Source organism: Taklimakanibacter albus, from assembly GCF_016595235.1.
In the GTDB taxonomy this organism is placed as follows: domain Bacteria; phylum Pseudomonadota; class Alphaproteobacteria; order Rhizobiales; family Aestuariivirgaceae; genus Taklimakanibacter; species Taklimakanibacter albus.
On the sequence record NZ_JAENHL010000007.1, the window covers coordinates 1204813 to 1205433 of the forward strand.

The window sequence follows — 621 nt, forward strand, 5'->3', positions numbered from 1 at the left end:
CGCCGTCGCCGAGGCGCGAACCGTGTCGCCGCCATAGCCCGCCCGGACGCCCGCACCACCACGGAAGCTCTCATTCGTGCCGGCATCGATATCCACCCCGCCGATCGAGAAGTCGTCGATCTTGGTCGAGAGCGCATCGGCCGACAGCATCGGCTCGACGAACAGGCTGTCGCCGAAGCGGTAGCCCAAGTCGCCACGCACACCCCAGGTGGTCACATCGGCGTCGTCATTGTCGTCCGTCTCGAGCGAGCCCACCGTGTAGTCCATATTGAGCAGGTCGGCCTTGACCAGGACGGTGGCGAAGAAGCCGCCGCTCATCAGCGCCGCATAGGCGCCGACCGTGCCGCCGCTGGTGTCGATGCTGGTCGAGCTTTCGTCGAAGCGGAGCTTCGAGTCGACATAACCGCCCATCAGACCGAACAGCATGCTGGTATCGCCGCCCATATCGGCGCGGAAGTCGGCGCCGCCGACGACACCATAGATGTCCTGCTTGTAGCTCGTGTCGAATTCGAAGCTACCGTTCAGGATCGAGAAGGACGCGTCATTGTCACGCTCCGCCCAGCTGCCGAGCGCGCTCGCCCACAGGGAGCCCATCGGCCGGTCGTCTTCGACCACGGCCGG

Annotated in this window: 1 protein-coding gene; it reads right to left on the minus strand. The window is 65.5% G+C overall.

Annotated features, from left to right (window positions below):
- Positions 1-621: autotransporter outer membrane beta-barrel domain-containing protein (locus tag JHL16_RS17355; protein ID WP_200186120.1), on the minus strand; the 621-nt coding region annotated here is incomplete at both ends.